Origin of the sequence: Klebsiella sp. GG_Kp173 (assembly GCF_040062415.1) — a bacterium.
Classification (GTDB): domain Bacteria; phylum Pseudomonadota; class Gammaproteobacteria; order Enterobacterales; family Enterobacteriaceae; genus Klebsiella; species Klebsiella quasipneumoniae.
On the sequence record NZ_JBEAFZ010000002.1, the window covers coordinates 13191 to 29175 of the forward strand.

Below are 15985 nucleotides of genomic sequence, written 5' to 3' on the forward strand. Positions count from 1 at the left end.
CTGACAAAAAAGCGTATTGTGACCGATAGTCACCCAGTTGCAAAACCTCTGTGCGCGGTTTTGTCATTACCCACCGCACAAATGGGGCGTGTTTTTTCGGCTGAAACCGTTACAATCAGCAAATCATACTATCTGGAGTGAACCATGTTAGAGCTTTTGAAAAGTCTGGTTTTTGCGGTCATCATGGTACCGGTGGTGATGGCGGTCATCCTGGGATTGATTTACGGTCTTGGCGAAGTGTTCAACCTCTTCTCCGCTGTCGGCCACAAAGATCGCAGCCAGCAAAATCATTGATTTCCCGGCGCCCGGTTTAACCGGGCGCTGTGCTATTTCCCTCCTGTATCATTTCCCTTCGTTTTATTGTCCTGTGTCACTATAAAAATGCTCTGCATATCGTTATATTGTCGAATACATAACGCATTGACAGGAGATTCAGATGACAGGTTCTTGGTTACGCGGGGTTGTCGGGGTATCACTCACGCTGTGCGTCGCGGGTCAGGCGCTGGCGGCCGAGGGGAAAGTGACCGTTTTCGCCGCCGCATCGTTAACCAACGCGATGCAGGATATCGCCCAGGCGTATAAGAAAGAGAAAAACGTCGAGGTCGTCTCGTCGTTTGCCTCGTCGTCGACGCTGGCGCGGCAGATTGAAGCAGGTGCCCCGGCGGATCTGTTTATCTCCGCCGATCAAAAGTGGATGGACTACGCGGCTGACAAAAAGGCCATCGATCCGGCGACCCGCGCCACCCTGCTTGGCAACAGCCTGATGGTGGTGGCGCCGAAAGCCAGCGCGCAGGGTGCGATTACCATTGATGAGAAAACCGACTGGACCAGCCTGCTGAAAGGGGGCCGTCTGGCGGTGGGCGATCCGCAGCACGTTCCGGCAGGGATCTACGCCAAAGAAGCGCTGCAGAAACTGGGCGCCTGGGAGACCCTGTCGCCGAAGCTTGCGCCGGCGGAAGACGTGCGCGGCGCGCTGGCGCTGGTGGAGCGTAGCGAAGCGCCGTTGGGCATCGTCTACGGATCGGATGCCGTGGCCAGCAAAGGGGTGAAAGTGGTGGGCACCTTCCCGGAGGCGTCGCATCAGAAAGTCGAATACCCGCTGGCGATTGTCGATGGCCACCGCAATGCGGCCGTGAGCGCTTTCTATGACTACCTGAAAGGGCCTGAAGCGTCCGCGATTTTCCAACGTTACGGATTTACCACCCGCTGATGTTTCTGAGCGAACCCGAATGGCAGGCGGTGCTGCTGAGCCTGAAAGTCTCCTCCCTGGCGGTGGCCTTGAGCCTGCCCTTTGGCATCTTTTTTTCCTGGCTGCTGGTCAGGCGCACCTTCCCCGGCAAGGCGCTGCTCGACAGCCTTCTCCATCTGCCGCTGGTGCTGCCGCCGGTGGTGGTGGGATATCTGCTGCTGGTGGCCATGGGGCGGCGCGGGTTTATTGGCAGCTGGCTGTATGACTGGTTCGGCATCAGCTTTGCCTTCAGCTGGCGCGGGGCGGTGCTGGCGGCGGCGGTGATGTCTTTCCCGCTGATGGTGCGCGCCATCCGCCTGGCGCTGGAGGGGGTGGACATCAAACTGGAGCAGGCGGCGAGAACCCTCGGGGCCAGCCGCTGGCGGGTATTTTTCACCATTACGCTGCCGCTGACTCTGCCGGGAATTATTGTTGGCACGGTGCTGGCCTTCGCCCGCTCGTTAGGGGAATTTGGCGCGACCATCACCTTCGTCTCCAATATTCCCGGCGAAACGCGTACCCTGCCTTCGGCGATGTACACCCTGATCCAGACTCCGGGCGGGGAGGGGGCGGCGGCTCGTCTGTGCCTCATCGCTATCGGCCTGGCGCTGGTCTCGCTCTTGATATCAGAATGGCTGGCCCGCGTGAGCCGCCAGCGCATAGGAGGATAATGATGCTGGAGCTGGACTTTACCCAGACCCTCGGCAGCCACTGTCTGCAGATCCGTGAAACGCTGCCCAGCAGCGGGATCACCGCCATCTTTGGCGTCTCCGGCGCCGGGAAAACGTCGTTGATCAACGCTATCAGCGGCCTGACCCGGCCGCAGGCGGGGCGGATCGTGCTCAACGGCAGGGTGCTGAACGACACCGCGCAGCGTATCTGCTTGGCGCCGGAGCAGCGGCGGATCGGCTATGTCTTTCAGGATGCGCGCCTGTTTCCCCACTATAAAGTGCGCGGCAATCTACAGTACGGCATGGCGAAATCCATGGTCAGCCAGTTCGATAAGCTGGTGGAGCTGCTGGGGATCGCTCCCTTGCTGGATCGCCTGCCTGGCCGGTTATCCGGCGGCGAAAAGCAGCGTGTAGCCATCGGCCGCGCTTTGCTGACCGCGCCGGAGCTGCTGCTGCTGGACGAGCCGCTGGCCTCGCTGGATATTCCGCGCAAACGCGAACTGTTGCCCTATTTGCAGCGACTGGCGCAGGAGATCCATATTCCGATGCTTTACGTCAGCCACTCGCTGGACGAGATCCAGCATCTGGCCGATCGCGTGCTGGTGCTGGAGGCCGGTAAGGTGAAGGCTTTCGGTCCGCTGGAGGAGGTCTGGAGCAGCAGCGTGATGCACCCCTGGCTGCCGGCGGAACAGCAGAGTACGATCCTCAGCGCCACCATCGCCGCGCAGCATCCGCAGTACGCGATGACCGCGCTGACGCTGGGGGATCAAATGCTGTGGGTCAACCGGCTCGAACGTCCCGCAGGTGATACCGCGCGGATCCGCATTCAGGCGTCGGATGTTTCGCTGGTGCTGGCCCAGCCGTCCGCCACCAGCATCCGCAACATCTTGCGCGCCGAGGTGGTTCAGTGTCTGGAGGTCAACGGACAGATCGAGGTTCAGCTCAGGGTGAGCGGCCATCCTCTGTGGGCTCGAATCAGCCCGTGGGCGCGGGATGACCTGGCGATAGCGCCAGGCCAGCAGGTGTTTGCCCAGATCAAAAGCGTGTCGATCGCCGCCTGATCACAGCAGCTGACGGTAGATAAACTCGGCGATGCTGGCGGACTCATTGTCCCCGATGACCACGTTGGCGCGGGCTTTGACCTCGTCCACCGCATTGCCCATCGCCACCCCGGTGCCTGCTGCTTCCAGCATACTCAGATCGTTGTAGTTATCGCCGAAGGCCACCACATTCTGCATCGACAGCCCCTGGTCTGCGACCCACTGCGCCAGGCGTTTGCCTTTGCTGTTGCCGGCGCGGGCAATATCCACCTGGTCGTGCCACGACCATTCGCACGCCAGGCCCAGCGTCTCGCCGACCTCCTGCGCAAAGCGCTGCAGACGGGGAATGTCATCGTCGGTGAGGGCGAATTTCCATACCGCCTTGACCTCGCGGACCGCCTGCGCCAGCGAGTCGACCTGGCTGAAGACCGGGCGCTGATCCTCCGGTAGCGCCTGCGCCCAGTTGCGGGTGCGGATCACATGCCCGGTGGGCTGTTCGTAAAGCATCGCGTCATCCACATAGGCCAGACCGTGGATCTGCTGTTCGGCGAGCATGGCGGTGAGGCTTACCGCGTGTTCCACCGACATAGGATCGGCCGCCAAAACCTTTTTTGCGTGATAATCATACAAATAAGTGCCATTACAACAAATTGCAGGTGTATCGAGAGCCAGTGCCTGATAAAAAGGATGAATAGCGACGTGATGACGTCCGGTAACGACGATCACCTGGTAGCCCGCCTCTCTGGCGCGAGCCAGCGCTTCCAGCGAAGCGGGCAGGATGGTTTTTTTGCTGGTAAGCAGGGTGCCGTCTAAATCCAGGGCAATCACGCGTGTTGTCATGTGTTATTTCCGGTTGATGTTGAAAAGTACCTGGCCATGATGGTACACCGCCGTGGCGTCAGGACCAATTTTTCCACATCTGCCGTGAATGTCTGTATGCCCTTTGTGCCGCCTTCCGTCGGTAATTCGGTCGGCGATGCGAGTATCATGGGCGGATGTCTTATAATTTTCAGGGTGCTGTTATCCTGAAAATGAAAAATCCACGTGCAGTGAGGGAAGGAGTAGTCATGAAACAAACCGTTTATACCGCCAGCCCGGAAAGCCAACAAATCCACGTCTGGAGTCTTGAAGCGGACGGCAAACTGACGCTGGTGCAGGTGGTTGATGCCCCGGGTCAGGTCCAGCCGATGGTGGTCAGTCCCAATAAGGAGTATCTGTACGTTGGCGTTCGTCCGGAGTTTCGCGTGTTAGCTTATCGCATCACGCCGGATAACGGGGCGTTGACCTTTGCGGGGGAAGCGGCGCTGCCGGGCAGCCCGACCCACATTTCTACCGATCATCATGGCCGCTTTGTCTTCAGCGCCTCCTACAATCAGGGCTGCGTCAGCGTGACCCCGCTGCAGGATGGCCTGCCGGGTGAAACTATCACCGTGGTGGAAGGGCTGGAAGGCTGCCACTCGGCCAATATCTCCCCGGACAACCGTACCCTGTGGGTGCCGGCGCTGAAGCAGGATCGCATCTGCCTGTTTACCCTCAGCGAAGATGGTTTCCTCTCCGCCCAGGAGCCAGCGGAAGTCACCACCGTCGAGGGGGCGGGTCCGCGCCACATGGTGTTCCATCCGAATCAGCAGTATGGTTACTGCGTCAATGAGCTGAACAGCTCAATTGACGTTTGGGAGCTGAAAGACCCGAATGGCAACATCGAATGTGTACAAACTCTGGATATGATGCCGCCTGATTTCACCGGCGTGCGCTGGGCGGCGGATATTCATATCACTCCGGACGGGCGTCATTTGTACGCCTGCGATCGTACCGCCAGCATCATCACGGTGTTCAGCGTGTCGGAAGATGGTAGCGTGCTGGCGGTGGAAGGCTATCAGCCGACCGAGACCCAGCCGCGCGGCTTTAATCTCGATCACAGCGGTAAGTATCTGATTGCCGCCGGGCAGAAGTCGCACCATATCGCGGTGTACGAAATTACCGGCGAGCAGGGGCTGCTGCAGGAGAAAGGCCGCTATGCGGTCGGGCAGGGACCGATGTGGGTGGTGGTCAACGCTCACTGATCCGTCAGGCGGTAAAAGAAAAAACCTCGCGTGAGCGAGGTTTTTTTGATCAGAGCGGACAGGCTCTGTAGGGAAGGTGTTGCCCTGGCGGGCCTGAAGCGTGAAAACCTTAGATATCGTCCATGGTGTAGCCGACGACAATCTCCAGCGTTTTACGGATCACGTCAGCGGTCACCACGTCATCGGTGTTTTCCAGCGCCTGAATCAGCCATAAAATAATGGCCTTATTGTTCAGGTGACCCTCGGACTGGAGAATACTGTTGATGGCCAGCGACATCACGGCGGACTCATCAACCAGCTTATCACCGGCGTTACGGAAATAGTCGGAGAGCGCGGTGTCCTGCAGTCCTGCGTAAATATCGGGTTGCTGATGCATAGTCTGTCTCATCACATTCTCACTCTGTGTTATTCACCATGGTTGGGAGACTCAGTGGATCTTTTTACCTTCCAGCGCCATGGCGCTTTGTGTCGGCGAACCTCGGGTTTCCCAACGGCCATTGATTTTCTTTACCTGCAAAGGCGCTTGCTTGCGCTGACGGGCAAGCTTCGCGCAAATTTCTTCGATCACAGCAGCGATGACCTTTCTTCGCTGTCGGTCTGACTCTGTCGCCTGCATCAACCGAAGTCGAACCAGCAGGGTCGGGGTGGTAATCGGGCGATTCGTTTTCAGAAGCGCGAGCACCGCCTCGCCGATGATCTCATCGGTGATTTCCTCAGTTTCACTGCTATTCATAACCGTCTCTCTGCATGCCACTCTCTCCCTGAACCTGCGAACGGGCATTCAGGTCAGCAGCAGGTTTGTGGATGCGATCGCCCCTCATCTGCTACTGCGGTGCAACAGGCGACGATCGATGACGTTATTCCTGACCGGCAAACAGCAGACCAATTAAGGTCTGATAGTGACTCTCTTCCTCGGGGGCACGGGCGCGGTCGAGGCGGCTCAACAGTTTGGTGCACAGCGCTTTGCGGTTGAGATGACGCCCTTCGTTGAGAATATCCATCACAATCTGACCCAGCGTTTCCTGCTGGGAAGGTAACGATGCTTTGTTGAAATACTGGGCAATTGCGTTCGCTGTATCTGGAATGTAACCATTCTGCTGCATATGTGCTCCTTTCATTTCATTCATCTGTTAACTGTCATTAAACTTATACAATAATTATTAACCTGTACACACAAAGTTGCACAGAAATGATTCAAAAAATGTTAAGATTTTGATTTATAATAAGTTAATTTTTTTTGTGTTTGGCGAGATTCTGGTTTGTAAAGGTAGGGGTTAGCGTTGCATGTTGTACAAGAAAAGAAAAATGCAAAAGCCTTGCACAAAACATGGATTTTTAGTGTATCTTTTTTGTTAAGACAAAACCTAGTTTTACAAGACGATTAGCCTGATAACTGCTACTGTGAATGCTTATCCCTCCCATCTGGAATCACTATGCTAACCACCATCATTTATCGCAGCCATATTTGCGACAATGTCTCATTCAAATCGATCGAGGCCATGGTTGCCAGGGCAAACGAGAGAAATGGGCAGGCGGATGTCACCGGTATTTTACTTTTTAACGGGACGCATTTTTTTCAACTCATTGAGGGGCCTGAAGAAAAGGTTCGGGATATTTATCAGCATATTTGCCGCGATCCCCGCCACTATAACCTGGTGGAGCTTCTGTGCGACTATGCGCCGTCCCGCCGTTTCGGTAATGTCGGCATGGAACTGTTTGATTTACGCGAACATGATCGCGAGGAAGTGCTGCAGACGGTGATGGACCGCGGGACCTCAAAATATCAGCTCACCTATGACGACCGGGCACTGCAATTTTTCCGTACCTTCGTCGAATCAACGGAAAAAGCGAACTATTTTGAGATTCCTTCCGCTGACAGCTGGGTATTTATCCCCGATCAGAATACTTTCTATCCTGATACCCCGATAAGTGATAATAATGAAAGCTGGTCCTTTGCCTTCCAGCCGATCGTCGACCCTTTCGCCTGCGAAATTATTTCGTGGGAAGCGCTGTTACGCGCACCGGACGGCCAGTCGCCTGGCGCCTATTTTGCCGGGCTTTCCGGTGACGACATTTATCTCGCCGATCTGCACAGTAAACGGGTGGCGCTGTCGCTGGCGGGGAAATTAGGGTTACGTAATAAGGCGTTAAGTATTAATCTACTGCCGATGACGCTGGTTAAAGCGCCGAACGCGGTAGGTTTCCTGCTCGATCAAATTCAGCGTAATGATCTTATTCCTGAGCAGATTATTGTCGAGTTTACCGAGCGGGAAGTGATTTCGCGGATGGATGATTTTACCGATGCGGTGCGAAAGCTAAAGGGGGCGGGCATCAGTCTCGCCATTGATCACTTCGGCGCCGGATTTGCCGGGCTGTCACTGCTGGCGCAATACCAGCCCGACAGAATTAAAATCGACCATGAGCTGATCCGCAATATCCACCAGGATGGGCCGCGCCAGTCGATTGTACAGGCGATTATCAAATGCTGTTTTTCACTGGAGATTGCGGTCTCAGCCGTCGGCGTTGAGCGCGCTGAAGAGTGGATGTGGCTGGAATCAGCCGGTATTTCGCAGTTTCAGGGGAATTTGTTCGCCAGCGCGCGTCTGGGAGGCTTGCCTGCCGTCGCCTGGCCAGAGAAAAAATGATCCATCTCGAAATCAGCTAATTATTTTTTCATCTTTTTCCCAAGCGCTGTGAGCCACAACCTGATATCTTTATCTGTACAAGAAAATAGAGTTGTACAGGATGCCTGAATTCGTTAGTTTAGGTATTAAAGTATCAGATTGATGTGAGGCTGCTATGGCGTTTTACAGTATCGGTGAGGTAGCCGAACGTTGCGGAATCAATCCGGTCACACTGCGCGCCTGGCAGCGTCGTTACGGTCTACTGAAACCGCAGCGTAGCGAAGGTGGGCATCGACAATTTGATGAAGAAGATATCCTGCGCATTGAAGAGATCAAGCGCTGGATAGAGCGCGGTGTATCAGTAGGGAAAGTTAAAGCGCTGCTGGAGGATAACCTGCCGGCGGCGCGCGACGAATCCGCGCATCTTCAGGAAGAGATGATGTCCATTCTGCGTTATATGCAGCCTGCCAGAATCCGTGCCAAATTACTGGCACTAAGCCATCAACACCCCGTCGACACGCTCATCGACAGCCTGTTAGTGCCGGTACGTCAGCGTCTGAAGCTCGATCAGAATACCTCGCTGGTGATTAGCAGTATGCTGGATGGTCTGTTGATTGACTGCGTGGCGCTGTTTCTTGCCGAAGCGCGTAAGAAGAACGGCAGGGAGACGCTGCTGGTGGGCTGGAGCAATGAGGACAGGACCCGTCTGTGGCTGGAGGCATGGCGTCTTTCCCAGCGTGGCTGGCACGTCAACGTCCTCGCTGAACCGCTGGAGTCGCCGCGGCCCGAGCTGTTTCCCGGCCAGCATATCTTCGTCTGGACCGGACGCGCTGCCACCCCTCTGCAGGAAGAGCTGCTCAGCCACTGGCAAGAGCAGGGCTTCAGCATCCATTTTCACGGTAATAATTAATCGCCCCGATCCGCAAAGCAGACCGGGGCTAACGCGCCGGGTTACAGGTGGATCTGGCTCCAGGATTTAAAGGTTTCGCTGCGGCTGATATTAAAAAAATCGGTCCTACCGCTACAGCCGAGCTTTTTAATCAGATTCAGCCGGATCTGATAAATGGTTTTAATATGCAGATTCAGCGACCGGCCAATGCTGGCGACCGCTTCGCCATTGCTGATAAGTTGAATAACTTTCTTTTCCCGCTCGGTAAACTGCACCGAGGCGCCCGGCGCCGGGTGGGTTTTATAGTAGCGGGTGGGCTGGTGCAGAAATATCTTTAACTCTTCCGGCGTTGAATCGGCCGGTAAGCGCAGCATAGGCAGTTCACTCAGAAAATTAAGATCGTTGCCTTCGGTTAAAAGAATAAATAACGTATTCCGACGGTTATAGTTGTGCTGCAGTACTGCGAAATAATTGTCGCTGGTAAAGAAAACATGTTTTTTGCGAAAGTAAGATGCCGGCAGACTATTCAGGATCAGCGACATCCCGTAAAGAAGAAAACGATTATCAGACCACAGATCGTAATGTTCAGTACGATAGCAGGTATTATGGTGTGACATTTTATTTGCCTCAGTTAGCCGATAGAGACCCAGGCGTGCCGGCACCGCAGGGTTGAGCCTGCTGCCAGCTCCGCGGGGTTAATTAATGATGAGGTTTGCTGGACAGCATATCCAGCGCCTGCAAATAGAGGTCGGAAAGTATTTCATTACTTTCCGTTTGCAGGCGATGCTGGATTTCCGTAATCATCCGCTCATTATTTATCGTTCTGTGCTGCTTAATGAGCGTATTTTCAATATTCTTCATCAGGGCCGAATTGAAGACAAACTCTGCTGGAATGGTATTTTTAATATGCATAGCTCGAACTCTCCCACGTATAACGCAAACTGACAATAAAAGTCGCTACGTACCATTGGTACGCGCTAAGTCACGAACAGGAAATGCAAAACCAGGAACCACCGCCTGACTTGCCGCGCCACCGTTAAACATCCCCGCTTCGTTGCGCAACAAGCAGTTAACACTCCAAAACTATAGACGGTGATTCTGCTATGTACAACTTTTTTCAGGACTATATGTACAACGGAACGACTTATTTTTGTGTTTTGTATTAATCAATTGATTTTAAAGAATTTTGTTGTTTGCATTACTTGTACATAAAATCCGGTTTGTGCAAGATACCTTTGTAAAAGTGGCGGGAAGAGGCTGACGATAATGTGAAGGTGATGTTTTGACCGGCGTGCTGGATGAAATAGCGCCGACGCAGGAAGGGGTACACAGCAACTCTGTCGTCGACAGGTGGCTTTCTTCCGCGTCGGACGCTGATCATAACGAAAAGCAGGTGAGGTTTTGTCTTTTTTTTGCACAATTAGGTAAAGGGAAACACATCGGTCATTTCGTTGTCGGTTTGCTCAGTTTGTTGGTGGATAAGGGGTGTGCTACGCTTTTTAATAACGATGTGGCGGTTCGGCATCGTTATCTTTCCCCCATTTCCCTGTCGGGCTTTTCCCCTTGTCCCGACGGATAAATATGGCAGAAGCTATCTGTCCATGGACAGGCCTTGAAGACTGAGGAGGGAAAATGCGCGGTAGAACCGTGATGCTCCTGGCCGGGTTAGCGACTCTAGCGCAGGCGAAAGAGATTAACCTCTATTCAATGAATACTGGTTCCTATGTTTACCATCTGACCAATAACCATGGACAATATACTGAGAATTTCGAAAACCACTTTTTCTCAGTGGAACGTAAATTCTCTGAAGACTCGAAATACAGCCTGCTGATTGGCACTATGAATAATAGCTTCGACGATCGCTGCCTGGCGCTGGGCGTGAGAAGAGACTGGTACCACAACGGCAGCGGATGGACCTTCAAAGGCGTTTACGGCTATACCGGCGAATTCTTCTTCGACGCCTTCGAGCATTGCGGCGATCATGGCTCCTATAAAGATTTTAAGGATGCCACCGGGATCGGCTTTTCACCCTATATTTACCATGCCATCCAGTACAACTTTACCGACTATTTCGCTCTTGAGAGTGGCATCATTATTCCCAGCGTGTTTGTGATCAGCATTCAGTGGAGCTTCCGTTAAATCGCCGCGTTGTCGGTTACAGGGTTATCACCTTCTTGAGCAGCGTACTGGAGAGCGCGGCGAGGGAAATGAGCACCGACAGGACAAACGTTAGCGCAATCACTCCCAGCTTGGTGGCTAATGAGTGTATAGGGATCAGCATCACCAGCAGGTGAAAAACGGAGTAGTGCAGTATATAGACCCCGGTCATCGCTTTGCTAACCGTCGCCAGTACCGCCTCCTTCAGTTCGCGGTTCTTTTTAAACTGGACAGCGTTAGCGGCGATCACCAGCAGGACGATCAGAATATAAATCTGCGACCCCGTGAGAATGAACGCATTGCGATCGGCTTTAAACAGCGCGAAGAAAAAGTGGCGCTCATAAAACCAGGTAAATAAATAGACAAAGGGCAGAGCGATAATCGACCCTTTAATGATCCGCGGGTCGCGTATCCACTCCGTGACTCGCGGATCGTTAAACAACTGCCCGGTTAAATAAAAAAGTAGCCATGTCCACAGACGATACTGCGGCGCCAGGCTGAAAAGATGTCTTTCCGGATAGAGCACTGAGAGCAGGTCGTAACCATAAGAGCAGCACAGCAGCGTCAGGACCACGGTGAAAAACAGGCCGCGCCGCTGACTGAGCCAGGCAATCAGGGGATGGAAGGTATAGATGACGATCAGGGCGAAAATAAACCAGGGCTGGATCAGGTAGCCGCGCTGATAAGGCTCCCAGACATAATAGACCGTCATCCAAAACAGAAAGACGATCACCACGCTTTTAATTTTGCCAATTTGCCAGTTGGCGTCGTGACGCGTCTGCGCGTCAAGATAGCCGGCTACCACAAAAAACAGCGGCGTGGCGATGGTCGAGACGAAGGTCAGCAGCCCGAGGATCCAGTGATAGTCATAATCAAAGCGATCCCAGGTGTTATAGATGGTGAAAAAAGTCACCGCTGTCATACAGCCGAGTGTCTTAATAATGCTCAGACCGGTACTGTTCATCGTTGAGGCGTCATATCCTTATGGTGAAAGCAGGCGTAAATCACCGGCAGAACCAGCAGCGTCAGCACGGTGGCGAAGGCCAGACCGAACATAATCACCACCGCCATACTCTGGAAAAAAACATCGCGCAGCAGCGGGGCAAGGCCAAGCACGGTAGTGAAGGCGGTCAGCAGGATTGGCCGCAAACGGGATGTTGCCGCATCAATGATCGCTTGTCGTTGATCTTTCTCTTGTTTTTGTTGCTCTATCTCTTCCACCAGCACAATGCCGTTGCGGATCAGCATGCCGCTGAGGCTGAGAAGGCCGATTAAGGCCATAAAGCCGAAGGGGATGCCGGTCAGCAAAAAGCCGGGCGTGACGCCGATCAGCGCCAGCGGGACGGTCAGCCAGATGGCGACGGCGTTTTTTAGCGAACTGAACATCAGCACCGTAATGATAAACATCACCAGATAGCCAAGCGGTAGGGTCGTGAACAGCCCTTGCTGCGCCTCACTGGAATTCTCCGCATCGCCGCCCCATTCGATACGGTAGCCATGCGGCAGCGTCAATGCGTCAATGCGCGGTTTCACCCGGGCGAGAATATCACCCGAGGTTTGGCCGCTTTGCGGACTGGGGTCGGTCTGGACCGTCAGCACCCGGGTGCGATCCCGGCGGAGAATCAATGGATCTTCCCACTCCAGTGAGAAGCCATGGATGACGTTACTCAACGGGATATACTGCTGGCGGCTCTGGCTCCAGACCAGCACGTTATTCAGGTGGTTGGCATCCTGTCGCTCCGTTGCCGGCGGCCGGACGATCACCGGCAGCAGATCGGCGCCCTCGCGATATAACCCGGCGCGACTGCCGGAGAAATTCATCTCCAGCGCATGATCAATGTCCTGTTTATCCACCCCCAGCTCGCGCCCCAGCGCCAGGGAGTACTGCGGGCGGATCACCTTGCTGCGGTTCTGCCAGTCGTTACGCACGCTGTCGGTGGCCGGATCTTCGGCGAGAATATCGCTCACCTGACTGGCCAGCGCGCGCAGCGTATCCGGGTCAGGGCCCTTAATGCGCACTTCAATTGCGCTATCCCCGGAGGGGCCGAACATAATGCGTTTAGTGCTGGCGTTCACCTGCGGGTAGTTTCTGGCGATCCAGGCTTCCACGTGGCGGGTGACGGGGGCGATGCCGCGCTGGTCGTCCATCCGCACCATAATTTGCGCGTAGTTGCTGTACTGCCGCTGGCCGCTGTAGGTAAGAATAAAACGCATACTGCCCTGGCCAATGGTGGCGACGGTGGTGACTACCCCCGGCTGGCTGGCGATCGACCGCTCAATATCGCGGGTCATCTGCTCGGTGGCGTTAATATCGGTACCGTAGGGGAGCCACAGGTCGACAAAGAAAATGGGCGTATTCGATGACGGAAAGAAATTCTGCCGAACGAAGGTGAAGCCCCAGATAGCTGCGGCCAGCAGGGCGCCCATCAGCACCAGGGTCACGGTCTTTTGCTGCAGCAGTATTCGCAGCGTCTGCTGATAGCCGCGATAAAAGCGGCCACGGTATGGATCGGCTTTTTCCGCCGGCGCGGCGGCCGATGGGGCGTGCTTAAACAACCACCACTTAATGAGTACCGGCGTGATGGTCAGGGCGGAGAACCAGCTTAGCATCAGCGAGATCAGCAGCACCTGGAACAGGGATTTGCAATACTCCCCGGTGGAGTCCTGCGAGAGGCCAATCGGCGCGAAGGCGAGGATGGCGATGATCGTGGCGCCGAGCAGCGGCAGGGCGGAGCGGCGGATCACATAGTTAATGGCGCCCAGCAGCGGCGAACCTTGCTGGCGGGCGATCAGCACCCCTTCGACAATGACGATGGCATTGTCCACCAGCATACTCAGGGCGATGATCAGCGCCCCGAGGGAGATCCGCTGTAACTCTATCCCCCAGATATACATGATAAGCAGGGTGCCGAGAACGTTGAGTGCCAGCGACAGGGCGATAATGATCCCGCTGCGCACTCCCATGAACACCAGCAGCACGCCGACCACGATCGCCAGGGCCATCAGGAAGTTGGTAATAAAGCCATTGACCGAGTGGGCGACCTCTGCCGCTTGATCGTAAAAAATGGCGATGTCGATCCCCGCCGGTTTGTCGGCGGCCATCTGCTGGAGGCGGGCTTCAAGGGCGTGCCCGACGTCAATGACGTTGACGCCAGGAATAAAAGAGACCCCCATGGTCACCGCCTGGCGGCCGTTGGCATGATAGATACTGGACGGCGAGTCGGTCAGCCCGCGCGACAGTGTGGCAATATCCCGTAGTCGGGTGGTGGCGCTGGCGCCGTGAGGGCTGACCAGCAGATCCCCCAGCTCATCGATGCTCTGAAACTCTCCGGTGGGGTGAAGGCGGATCGATTCGCTGCCAACGCGGATCTCTCCGGCGCTGGACACCACGTTGAGCCGGGTCAGGATAGCGGCGAGCTGGTTGAGCGTGATCCCGCGCGCCGCCATCTTCGCCAGCGAGATATCAACATTGATCTGTTGCGGAATGACGCCGCCGATAGCGACTTTACCGACCCCAGGAACCAGCACCAGCTCCCGACGCAGCTGTTCGGCATAGCGCACCAGTTCGGGGTTGGTAAAACTGTCGCCCGAGATGGCGAAGAAAAAGCCAAACACATCGCCAAAGTCGTCATTGACGAAGGGGGTCACGACGCCAGGCGGGAAAAGTCGGCTGGCGTCACCGACGCGGCGACGTAGCTCATCCCAGATTTGCGGCAGCTCGCTGGAATGGTACTGCGAAGCGATATTCACCGTAATTTGCGATAAGCCATTTGAGGAGATGGAGCTGACGTTATCCAGTGAGGGAAGCTGCTGAATCGCATTTTCCAGCGGCAGGGTCACCTCCTCCTCCACCTGCTGAGCGGACGCGCCAGGGTAGTGGGTGACGATCACCGCCGTTTTAATGGTGAAGGCAGGATCTTCCAGACGGCCGATATTGAGCAGGGCGAACAGACCCCCCACCCCCAGCAGCAGAATGGCTAACCAGACGCGGGTCGGGTTATTAATAAACTGACGGGAAATGTCCATTTATAATCCTCGTTCACGCGTCCAGATCCGCACCGGCTGCCCGGCATGCAGCTCGCTCACGCCCGCCGCGACCACCTGCTCACCCGCGTGGAGACCGTCGGTGATGGTCACTCCCTGCGCGGTCACCTCGCCGACGGTGACTTTGCGCTCTTCAAGAAACCGATGCGCATTGTCGCCTTTCACCACCCAGACGATGGGTTCATTCTTCGGCCGGTTATCCGGGTTAAACACCGCCTCCACTGGCACCACGAGGGTTTCCCTTCCGGCGCTGGCCGGTAAATTGCCGAGGTTGACCGTCACGGTGCCGCTAACCCCGCCGACGGTGGGAAAATCATCCGGCCGCGGCATGGTTAAAATGATCTGCCAGGTGAGGGTGCTGTTATCGCTGCTGCCGGTATGCTCTTTGTATTCCGCCGTAAATTCGCGGCCCGGCAGGGTATTGATCCTGACGACGGGACGGTAGGCGGTATTACGGATATCCAGGGAGGTGAACAGATTTTCGGGAATGCTGAAGACTACATCCAGCAGGTCGGTCCGCGTCAGGGTGATCACCGGCTGGCCGGCGGCGACCACCTGATGGTTGCGGATATGCACGCCGGCGGCAATCCCGCCGAAGGGCGCGGTGAGGCTCATTTGCGCCAGCTCTTCACGGGCGATTTTTAAGGCCGCGTTGGCGGCATCGCGATTGGCGCGCTGCACGTCCATTTCCGCCTGGGAGATGGCCTGACGTCCCGCCAGGGTCTGGAAGCGGTCGAACTGACGCTGGGCGAGGGTGGCCGCCGTTTGTCGCTCATTGACCCGCTGTTGGGCCTCGCGGGCATTCAGACGCGCCAGCGTTTGTCCCTGGGCGATGGTCGCCCCCTGGCGAATATCCAGCGATTCCACCTGGCCCCCCCGCTTAAACGACAGCTCGGTGGAGTCGCCAGACTCGATACGTGCCGGAAACGTTCGCTGCTGGGTATTGCCCACGGCGGTCACCTGCGCCACCTTGACCATGCGCGGGGCGGACTCGACGGACGGCGATTTCTGATCGCAAGCGGTTGTCAATAAAATAACAACCGGGATGAGAGAAAAATAACGGTTCACAGTATTCCCCTCAGATTCAGGATTTATTTTACATTTTTATTACGCGGCGCACGCTTATTCGGCGAGGGCGGCGACAACCAGATAGGTGAATAGTCCCACCAGCGTGCAGGCGACAATGGCCAGCGCGACAAAGAATCCCAGACGTAACAGGCTATAACCAAACATGATTTTCTCCCTTAACACCCACCCGAACCGCGAATG

Annotated in this window: 18 protein-coding genes; 9 read left to right on the forward strand and 9 right to left on the reverse strand. The window is 55.6% G+C overall.

What is annotated here, in order from left to right:
* Positions 1-144 precede the first annotated feature (144 nt).
* The 4 genes from ABLU50_RS01990 (at position 145) to modC (ending at position 2960) form a co-directional block, all read left to right on the forward strand.
* Positions 145-294 (forward strand): AcrZ family multidrug efflux pump-associated protein, encoded by a 150-nt coding sequence (locus ABLU50_RS01990; RefSeq protein ID WP_048294400.1) that lies wholly within the window; start codon positions 145-147, stop codon positions 292-294.
* A 142-nt stretch (positions 295-436) separates the two neighbouring features.
* On the forward strand, positions 437-1210 hold the full coding sequence (modA, locus tag ABLU50_RS01995) for a molybdate ABC transporter substrate-binding protein (protein ID WP_087832402.1): 774 nt from the start codon (positions 437-439) through the stop codon (positions 1208-1210).
* The gene (gene modB, locus ABLU50_RS02000) at positions 1210-1899 is read left to right on the forward strand and encodes a molybdate ABC transporter permease subunit (protein WP_004886033.1); all 690 of its coding nucleotides are present in this window, start codon (positions 1210-1212) and stop codon (positions 1897-1899) included. Before modA ends, modB begins: the two co-directional genes overlap by 1 nt.
* Before the next feature lie 2 nt (positions 1900-1901).
* Positions 1902-2960, forward strand: coding sequence for a molybdenum ABC transporter ATP-binding protein ModC (modC, locus tag ABLU50_RS02005; protein WP_004886036.1), 1059 nt, complete (start codon positions 1902-1904; stop codon positions 2958-2960).
* Here modC and ABLU50_RS02010 read toward each other — a convergent pair whose 3' ends face one another.
* The gene (locus ABLU50_RS02010; RefSeq protein ID WP_004886041.1) at positions 2961-3779 is read right to left on the reverse strand and encodes a pyridoxal phosphatase; all 819 of its coding nucleotides are present in this window, start codon (positions 3777-3779) and stop codon (positions 2961-2963) included. It abuts the gene before it with no gap.
* Positions 3780-4006: 227 nt separating this feature from the next.
* Here ABLU50_RS02010 and pgl point away from each other — a divergent pair, with 227 nt between their 5' ends.
* Positions 4007-5002: a 6-phosphogluconolactonase gene (gene pgl / locus ABLU50_RS02015; protein WP_004886043.1), complete on the forward strand. Its 996-nt coding sequence runs from the start codon at positions 4007-4009 to the stop codon at positions 5000-5002.
* 109 nt (positions 5003-5111) lie between these two features.
* Here the strand turns inward: pgl and ABLU50_RS02020 are convergent, their stop codons facing one another.
* From ABLU50_RS02020 to ycgZ, 3 genes are all read right to left on the reverse strand, one after another.
* On the reverse strand, positions 5112-5378 hold the full coding sequence (locus tag ABLU50_RS02020) for a biofilm development regulator YmgB/AriR family protein (protein WP_087832401.1): 267 nt from the start codon (positions 5376-5378) through the stop codon (positions 5112-5114).
* A 51-nt stretch (positions 5379-5429) separates the two neighbouring features.
* Entirely contained in the window at positions 5430-5735 is a 306-nt protein-coding gene (locus ABLU50_RS02025) for a hypothetical protein (protein WP_023320000.1), read from the reverse strand.
* Between the two features lie 124 nt (positions 5736-5859).
* The gene (gene ycgZ / locus ABLU50_RS02030; RefSeq protein WP_004151693.1) at positions 5860-6105 is read right to left on the reverse strand and encodes a regulatory protein YcgZ; all 246 of its coding nucleotides are present in this window, start codon (positions 6103-6105) and stop codon (positions 5860-5862) included.
* 330 nt (positions 6106-6435) lie between these two features.
* Between ycgZ and ABLU50_RS02035 the strand changes: the two genes are divergently transcribed.
* Together ABLU50_RS02035 and ABLU50_RS02040 are read left to right on the forward strand one after the other, a co-directional pair.
* Positions 6436-7647: a diguanylate phosphodiesterase gene (locus tag ABLU50_RS02035; RefSeq protein ID WP_060656350.1), complete on the forward strand. Its 1212-nt coding sequence runs from the start codon at positions 6436-6438 to the stop codon at positions 7645-7647.
* 154 nt (positions 7648-7801) lie between these two features.
* Entirely contained in the window at positions 7802-8536 is a 735-nt protein-coding gene (locus ABLU50_RS02040) for a MerR family transcriptional regulator (RefSeq protein WP_004886056.1), read from the forward strand.
* Between the two features lie 41 nt (positions 8537-8577).
* Here the strand turns inward: ABLU50_RS02040 and ABLU50_RS02045 are convergent, their stop codons facing one another.
* A complete protein-coding gene (locus ABLU50_RS02045) occupies positions 8578-9132 on the reverse strand; it encodes a helix-turn-helix transcriptional regulator (protein ID WP_087832400.1) in 555 nt (184 codons plus the stop codon).
* Positions 9133-9214: 82 nt separating this feature from the next.
* Positions 9215-9427, reverse strand: a complete 213-nt coding sequence (locus ABLU50_RS02050) for a biofilm development regulator YmgB/AriR family protein (protein WP_004886058.1) — start codon at positions 9425-9427, stop codon at positions 9215-9217.
* 370 nt (positions 9428-9797) lie between these two features.
* On the opposite strand from ABLU50_RS02050, the gene ABLU50_RS02055 reads away from it, so the two are divergent.
* On the forward strand, positions 9798-10094 hold the full coding sequence (locus ABLU50_RS02055; protein WP_176391523.1) for a hypothetical protein: 297 nt from the start codon (positions 9798-9800) through the stop codon (positions 10092-10094).
* A 53-nt stretch (positions 10095-10147) separates the two neighbouring features.
* Positions 10148-10654, forward strand: a complete 507-nt coding sequence (locus ABLU50_RS02060) for a hypothetical protein (protein WP_004886059.1) — start codon at positions 10148-10150, stop codon at positions 10652-10654.
* A 16-nt stretch (positions 10655-10670) separates the two neighbouring features.
* On the opposite strand, the gene ABLU50_RS02065 is transcribed toward ABLU50_RS02060, so the two are convergent.
* From ABLU50_RS02065 to ABLU50_RS02075, 3 genes are read right to left on the reverse strand one after another with little or no spacing between them, the layout of a single operon-like run.
* On the reverse strand, positions 10671-11594 hold the full coding sequence (locus ABLU50_RS02065) for an acyltransferase family protein (protein ID WP_176391525.1): 924 nt from the start codon (positions 11592-11594) through the stop codon (positions 10671-10673).
* Between the two features lie 38 nt (positions 11595-11632).
* Positions 11633-14698 carry an efflux RND transporter permease subunit gene (locus ABLU50_RS02070; RefSeq protein WP_087832398.1) on the reverse strand — a complete coding sequence of 1022 codons (3066 nt, stop codon included), beginning with the start codon at positions 14696-14698 and terminating at the stop codon, positions 11633-11635.
* Positions 14699-15784 carry an efflux RND transporter periplasmic adaptor subunit gene (locus ABLU50_RS02075; RefSeq protein WP_004886070.1) on the reverse strand — a complete coding sequence of 362 codons (1086 nt, stop codon included), beginning with the start codon at positions 15782-15784 and terminating at the stop codon, positions 14699-14701.
* Between the last annotated feature and the right edge of the window lie 201 nt (positions 15785-15985).